Below are 7406 nucleotides of genomic sequence, written 5' to 3'. Positions count from 1 at the left end.
TTGTCTCTGGCGTTGAGGGCGCGGCGCATCGCGGGGGTGACTAGGCGTTCGGCGCGGCCTACGTCGAGGGGCTCGGAGTTGGAGCCGAGGACTAGCGGGATGATCTTGGCGTCGCACGCTAGGCGCCGGATGGTGGCGGCGGAGAGGGCGTCGCCGTACATGACGTGGCCGACCGCGTCCGCCGTGGCCGCCTTGAGATCCTCGAAGTCGATCGTCACGGTGATGTTGGCCTTCGCCCCGACCCCGGGGACTGCGCCGATCTCGGCGGCTGCCGCTGCGGTGGTCAAGCTGGAGGTGAGGGCGTCGGCCTGGCGCTTCTCGCGGGACCGGGGATCCAGCTCACCATCCACCGTCTTGTGCGGGCGCGCACCCGCATGGATCGAGGCGCGGAAGAGTTCAGCGTTCTCATTGGCCAGGAAGCCCTTGAATGCGACACCGTTGTCGGTGTCGGTCATTGTCAGCGACTCCCGCTGATAGGCCCTCTCTTCTGCGGGCTCAGGGCCGTCGGAGTCCAGGAGATCGCGGATCTCCTTGCCGGCCTTGCGGAGCTCGGTCGGGGTGAGGTGCTGGGCGAGGTTCACCAGTTGTCGTTCGGCCACCACGACGTCCTCGACCGGCACCCGATCGGGAACCGACTCGAGGGCGAACACGATCGCCTGAGCCTGCGCCGGTCGCAACGCCGGAGTCTGCAGGGGACCTGCCGGATCCGGGAGAGCAGCAGCGACAGCCTCATAGCGGGGTAGGACGCGGGCCAGCTTGACCTCGCGGTAGGCATCGCGACGGTCGATCCGGTACCTCATCACGATCAGCTCGGCGGTATCACGGGCACCGAGCTCTTGAGCGTGGCCCATCTCGTCGAGCCGGGCGACCATCTGCATCCGCCGGGTGAGGAGCCGGGCGATCTCGGCGTCGTCCGTATCGAGAGCAGACAACAGTTCGTCTCCACTCATCGACCAGATCGGCCGCTCCCCCAGGATCTCCATACCCACAACGATAAACACCCCCACCGACAGTTTCCGAACCCCAGAACCCCTTATCTTCAAGGCACTAGGACTATCCACAGGAGTACGGTGGTTGTCCACAACAAGAGCACCTGTGAACAACCCTCGTTTATTTGCTATAGGCAACAGTTGGAGTTGCGCACTCCGAGTAGCTTGGCGGCCGACTGCTGGATGATGCAGAGATGCACACCCACCCGTGCACAGTCCGTCGCGCTCACCACGAGACGATCTCCCGCGATCCCCTTCCCGGGCACACCCAAACCACTTCCCACAAGTCGACCAACTGCCAGCCCCACGAACCCCCGCCCGCCAGGCTTCCTCGCGTCCACCACGCCAAGCTTGACACGAGATACACACCACCGAGGGCGGCCAAGGACTGTCGCCGAGAAGCGGAGTCCTTTGGCGTGCACTCACTCGCCCACAGCACCTGGCGCAATACGCCGGCACGGCGCACACACGCCGGCGGCGGCCGATCGGACTGCCGCCGCGAGCGGTGTCCTTTCCTGGAGACGGGTAGCGGGCCGTGGTTGTTAGGCGAGTAGTTCTAGTTCGCTTAGGGAGGGGGGTGTTGTTGAGGTGGTGATTGATAGGCGGTAGTGCTGGTACTCGCCGGGCGTGGCGACGGTGAAGGGGCGGGTTTGGCGGCGCCAGGGGAAGAGTTGGTTGGTGCGCTCGTCCAGAAGAGACCAGGTTGTGCCGTCCGGGGAGCCTTCGAGGCGCCAGGCGGTTGGGTCGCCGGGTGAGTGGCCCGATGTGAGGGTGTAGATGGTGGCGGTCACCGGTTCCGGGAGGGACCAGGTGATGGGCCCGTCGATCACCGTCTCGGTTGACGAGTCGTCGTCGAAGAGTGGGTGATCCTGCCGCGGGATCAGATCCACGAGTGGGCGAGCGACCGCGTCGTCAGTGGTGAGAGCCGGCGGCGGGGTGAGGGTGCCCCAGTCGGACGGTTCCGGGCCGAGGACGAAGTCGATCTGTCGGGCGGACCGCAGCTCCGCGTCACCGATGGATGCTACGGGCAACTGCTTCCCATCGACCAGAACGTCTTGCACGTAAGGGTGTTCGTGGTTGGCGGCCGTAATCACGATCGGCTGACCGCCGGCAGGGGCGACTGTGACGCGAGGGAACAGAGGAGCACCGACGGCGTACTCGGGTGCACCGACCCGCAACGGATAGATGCCCAGGGCACTGAAGAGGTACCACGCCGACATCTCGCCGTTGTCCTCGTCACCGGGGTAGCCCTGGCCGATCTCCTCGCCGACGTACAGGCGCTGCAGGACCTCACGGACGATCGCCTGCGTCTTGTACGGCGTACCCGCGTAGTTGTAGATGTACGGGATGTGGTGGGCCGGTTGGTTGCTGAACCCGAACTGGCCCATCCGGACCGCCTGCGCCTCGAGCATCTCGTGGATGACGATCGAGTAGGTGCCCTTCTTCACCGCGAGTTCCGGGGTCGCGAAGAACTCGTCGAGCTTCGCTTCCAGGCCGCGCGGACCGCCGTACAGGTTGGCCAGACCGCGGCCGTCGTGGGCGACGTGGAAGGCGAAGTTCCACCCGTCGGTCTCGGTGAAGTCACCACCCCACTCGCACGGATCGAAGTCCGAAGGCGTCTTCGCGAATCGGCCGTCCGGCCGCCGTCCCTGGAAGAAGTTGATGTCTGGGTCGAAGAGGAGCACGTAGTTCAGCGAACGGTGGTGCAGGTACGTCGCTTCCTCCCGCAACTGCGCGCGCCGCTCAACGGGCACCGACGGATCGTCCGCCAATCGCGAGGCCATCAGCGCCAGACCGAAGTCGTTCAGATACGCCTCGAGCGCCCAGGACACGCTCTCCTCGGTGTCGGTGCTGACGTACCCGGTGAAGAACCCGGTCGCCACGCCCTTCCGCCCGACCTCGGTCGCCTCGGGTGCGACGGTCGCGTTGCGCAGACCAGCGTCGTACGTCGCCAACGGGTCAGGCAGCGGTACACCCTTGAGATAGGCGTCGGCGAACGCGACGTCGGAACTCGTCCCGGTCATGCAGTCGGCGTACCCAGGTGACGACCACCGGGCGATCCAGCCGCCGTCGCGGTACTGCTGCACGAAGCCGTCGACCAGCTCGGCGGTCAGCTCCGGGTAGAGGAACGCGTACGCCGGCCACGCGGTGCGGTAGGTGTCCCAGAACCCACTGTTCACATACATCTTGCCGGGCTTCACGACCGCACACCCATCCTGAGCCGGCAGCACCGGACTGGCGTAGTGGTACGCCGGCTCGGCAAGAGTGCCCGTGTTCTCGAAGTGCGAGTTCGGGTAGAGGTTGAGACGGTAGAGGTTGCCGTAGACCGTGCGCAGCTGCGGCTCGGTCGCACCCTCGGGGCGAATCACCGCGAGCCGCTCGTTCCACGCCTCGTTCGCCGAAGCCTGAATGTCTGCGAAGCTACGGCCGTCGAGCTCGAGCTCGAGATTGTGGCGAGCCTGGTCGACGCCGATGAACGACGTAGCGATCCGCAGCGTGACCTCACCATCCGCAAACGTTGCCGCCCGTGCGTTCTCACGACCCCGCACCGCGGGGCCGAAGGCAACAACATCACCTGAGAAGACGCCGTAGCAGAACATTCGCGTCCGGCCGGTCTCCGAGCCGTTCTCGACCCATCCGGTCAGCGCGGTTCCGTCGTACTCGAAGGCGCCGTTCTCGTCGATCGTGTCGAACACGAGGTGCCGACCGACCGCGTCGTCCGGGAAGGTGAAGTGGAAGATCGCGCCGTGGTCGGTGGGCGCCAGTTCGGCGCGCACACCGTTGGCCAGGGCAACGGAGTACAGGTCCGGCCGGGCGATCTCGTCATCGTGGCTGAAGGCAACGGCTCGCTCGACCGGATCCCCGAGCGGCTCGGCCGCGGCCACCGGCATGATCGAGAGCTGGTCCCGGTCCCCCATCCAGGGACTCGGCTGATGCGAGAACGTCAGGCCCTGCAGCTCCGGCCGGTTGTCCGCGTTGTTCGCCCGCTGGTACTCGTACGGCCACCGATGCGTCGACGCGTCGGTCACCGGGGTCAAGAAGTTGAACCCGTTGGGCCAAGCGGTGATCGGCAGCGTGTTGCCGCGCGAGAAGCCGTGACTCGCATTGGTCCCCCGCCGCGTATCGACGTACGCGACCAGGTCCGACCCGTCGAGCCGCGCCGGCGCCGGACCGATCTGGACATCGTCGACCCACCCCTGGAACGCACCGGGCGCGTCAACCACGAGCAGCACCTGCTCGACGGTCTTCCCGGCCACCGCCGTCAGATCGACCTGTACGTCGTTCCATTGGTCGGCGTACAGGATCTTCGCGGCGCCCTGCCCGGCCGGGCTGAACGGCATCCCGTACTGATCCACAGCCCCGATCTCGGACAGCCGGGTCCCGTCACCAAAGACCAGATCCACCACCGCGTACGTCGCTCCGTACGTCAGCTGCTCATCGAGCTCCGGATAGATCTTGTACCGCAGCCGGTCCCCCGACCGCACCACAGCGTCGATCCCCGGCAACGCCGCCTCGTCCCCACCGGTCCCCGAATACCGGGTCCCCGCGACGCTGGTGAACCCGGCCGTCGTACTGGTAGGCCCACCCGGGCCGCCACCCATCTCGATGATCACGGCCGCAATGGTACGTATCAATGCGGCGGTGCGGGAGGAATGTTTCCATCGTGGACCCAGGCCACGTAATCGCGGGCGCTCTCCTCGTCCGCCCGCAGCCGGAGGCCGGCCGCGACGGCTCGCGTGGTGTCCAGCTGGAAGAGGCCGTCGTCGGTGAGGTGAAAGCGGTCCACGGCCGGCGACCAGTCCATCGGCGCTGGATCGGGTACGACGGAACGCCAAGCGTCGGCCAGCTCCGCCATGGTCTGGGTCGGGCTGACCGCGTTGAACGGACCGCTCACCCGATTCACGGTCAAGAGCAGCAGGAAGTCGGCCAGATCCCGGGCGTCGATGTACTGGATCGGCTGGTCGGGCCGGGCGGCGCACTCCATCCGGGTGCCGTGAGCCAGGGCGGAACCCCAGTTGCCGAAGTCCGGGTTGTAGGGCCCGACGACGAAGCCGGAGCGGACGGCGGAGGTCCGGGATCCGAAGACGTCTGCCAGGAGAGACTCGCAGCGGACCTTGGAGGGGCCGTAGAGGTCCATCGTGAAGTGGTCTTCGGGAGCACCGGGTGGCCAGGGCAACAACCGGGCGGATTCGGTCATGCCAGGTGTGGACTTACCGGCGTAGACCGCGATCGACGACATGAACGTGTAGTGCCCGACCCGATCCCGGAGCACGTCCGCGGTCAACCCCACGTCGCGGACGAGGAAACCGGACATGTCGATCACGCCGTCCCACTCCCCCGTCGCCAGTACGCCGGGATCCGCGCGCTCACCGGTCAACCGGCGTACCGAAGGAAACAACGAGGGATTGGTGCGGCCGCGGTTGAACAGCGTCACCTCGTGACCGTCGCGTAGCGCGGCCGAGACGACGTGGCGGCCGAGGTTCTTCGTGCCGCCGAGGACTAGGAGCTTCACGAGAGCTGCTTCACGATGCCTTCGAGCTCGGCCAGCAACGGGTCGATCCAGTCCTCTGAACCCGGGATCGTCCGGAGACCTTCGGAGACGACGAAGTCCAGTGCACGCAGGCAGAAGCAGCCGCCACCGACCAGCACCTGACGGTCGACGAGGAACGAGTCCGCGCCGGCGGCCTCGACGTACTGCGCGACGATCGGACCACGGTCGTGGCCGAGGGCAACGGCATCGCGGACCAGCATGTAGAGGTCACTGAGGTGCGGCGCGAGATAGGCGAGCGGCCAGTCGACCGCGGTCCACCGCGACCCGTCCGTGACGAGGTTCTTCGGTACGAAGTCGCCGTGCACGACCCGCACCGGTGCATCCCGGTGCAACCCGGCCAGCGCCTCGGCCAACGGGTCGAGCTCGAACCCGATCCGGCCGATCCGCGCTCCGAGTTCCTTCACCAGCTCCGCAGGGAACTCCGATGACCCCGAAACCGCGGTCCCCCGGATCCGGGCCAGCAATGACGCAGCCTCCAGGAACCCAGCCGCCGACGGCTCCTGCTCCAGCGTCAGGCGTCCTACGTCGGCCAGCACCAGCACACCGGCCGCGCCGTCACGGTGGCCGTGAATCAGCCTGGGCGCCGGCAAGTCCAGCGGTACGACGAAACGCGCGTACGCCGCCGCCTCGTCCGCCTGACCGTCCGTCCCGCGCTTCACGATCACGCTGCGCAGGCCGTACGACAGCCGCCACACCTCGGACGATCCCCACTGCCGCAGCAGCTCACCGTGCAATGCCGAGACCGACGGCGCCTCGGTCGCCTCGAGCACCGGACCGGAGGGAAGCCAGGCGGGAAGCATCAGACGAGTAGATCACAGCGAGCACACCCCGGAAACTCAAATACCGGTCGGGGTCAGGGCGCCGGACCCGCGTCTGGCAGGCTTGAGGCCATGACCGAGAACGCCACGCATGCCTGGGGCTTCGGCCTCGCGACCGTCACCGCCGCCGGCGCCGTCCTGGACGTCTGGTACCCGGCCCCCGAGCTCGGCGAGCAGCCGGCCGACGCGCAGGCGCCCGCCGAGCTGATTGCGGCCGAAGGCAACGACGACCTGCGGCAGGTACGGCGCGAGGTCGTGACGACCCAGATCACGCTGGACGAGGCTCCGGCCGGAACTGCGGACGCGTACCTGCGGCTGCACCTGCTGTCACACCGACTGGTCCAGCCGCACGGCCTGAACCTGGACGGCATCTTCGCCGCCCTCCCGAACAACGCGTGGACGTCGCTCGGCCCGGTCCCGGTCGACGAGATCGAGCACGTCCGCCTGCGGGCGCGAGCGGCCGGCCAGCACCTGTCGGTGACGAGCGTCGACAAGTTCCCGCGGATGACGGACTACGTCGTACCGAGCGGCGTGCGGATCGGCGACGCCGACCGGGTCCGGCTCGGCGCCCACCTGGCCGCGGGGACCACGGTCATGCACGAGGGCTTCGTGAACTTCAACGCCGGCACGCTCGGTACGTCGATGGTCGAGGGCCGGATCGTGGCCGGAGTCGTGGTGGACGACGGCAGCGACATCGGCGCGGGCGCATCGATCATGGGCACCCTGTCCGGCGGCGGTACGCAGGTCGTCTCGATCGGCAAGCGCTGCCTGCTCGGCGCGAACGGCGGCACCGGCATCTCCCTCGGCGACGACTGCGTGGTGGAGGCCGGCCTGTACGTGACCGCGGGCACCAAGGTCACGCTCCCGGACGGCAGTGTGGTCAAGGCGCGCGACCTCTCGGGGCAGCCCGGTCTGCTGTACCTGCGCAACTCGGTCACCGGTGCGGTCGAGGCACGTCCGCGCAAGGGTGAGGGCATCACGCTCAACGAAGCCCTGCACGCCAACGCGTGACCCTCCGAAAGTATGACTTCGCCAACCGACGTGAGG

The 7406-nt window shown here is 67.6% G+C and carries 5 protein-coding genes; 1 reads left to right on the top strand and 4 read right to left on the bottom strand.

The window, feature by feature from the left end:
- From AB0L70_RS33590 to AB0L70_RS33575, 4 genes are all read right to left on the bottom strand, one after another.
- Nucleotides 1-983 (bottom strand): DUF222 domain-containing protein (locus AB0L70_RS33590; protein ID WP_363690818.1); only part of this gene is annotated, 983 nt, incomplete at its 3' end.
- A 548-nt stretch (nt 984-1531) separates the two neighbouring features.
- Nucleotides 1532-4603 (bottom strand): GH92 family glycosyl hydrolase, encoded by a 3072-nt coding sequence (locus AB0L70_RS33585; RefSeq protein WP_363690817.1) that lies wholly within the window; start codon nt 4601-4603, stop codon nt 1532-1534.
- A gap of 17 nt (nt 4604-4620) precedes the next feature.
- Entirely contained in the window at nt 4621-5502 is an 882-nt protein-coding gene (locus AB0L70_RS33580) for an NAD-dependent dehydratase (protein ID WP_363690816.1), read from the bottom strand.
- Nucleotides 5499-6341, bottom strand: a complete 843-nt coding sequence (locus tag AB0L70_RS33575) for a phosphotransferase (RefSeq protein WP_363690815.1) — start codon at nt 6339-6341, stop codon at nt 5499-5501. Before AB0L70_RS33575 ends, AB0L70_RS33580 begins: the two co-directional genes overlap by 4 nt.
- A 90-nt stretch (nt 6342-6431) precedes the next feature.
- Here AB0L70_RS33575 and dapD point away from each other — a divergent pair, with 90 nt between their 5' ends.
- Nucleotides 6432-7370 carry a 2,3,4,5-tetrahydropyridine-2,6-dicarboxylate N-succinyltransferase gene (gene dapD, locus AB0L70_RS33570; RefSeq protein ID WP_363690814.1) on the top strand — a complete coding sequence of 313 codons (939 nt, stop codon included), beginning with the start codon at nt 6432-6434 and terminating at the stop codon, nt 7368-7370.
- The last annotated feature ends 36 nt before the right edge of the window (nt 7371-7406 follow it).

Origin of the sequence: Kribbella sp. NPDC051952 (assembly GCF_040680855.1) — a bacterium.
Taxonomy (GTDB): Bacteria; Actinomycetota; Actinomycetes; order Propionibacteriales; family Kribbellaceae; genus Kribbella.
The sequence above is the reverse complement of the archived record's forward strand: the minus strand, read 5'-3'. Positions and strand labels throughout refer to the sequence as shown.

Excerpts from the sequence above, each read along its gene's own strand:
- AB0L70_RS33575 (WP_363690815.1), bottom strand. The coding sequence starts at position 6,341 with ATGCTTCCCGCCTGGCTTCCCTCCGGTCCGGTGCTCGAGGCGACCGAG.
- dapD (WP_363690814.1), top strand. The coding sequence starts at position 6,432 with ATGACCGAGAACGCCACGCATGCCTGGGGCTTCGGCCTCGCGACCGTC.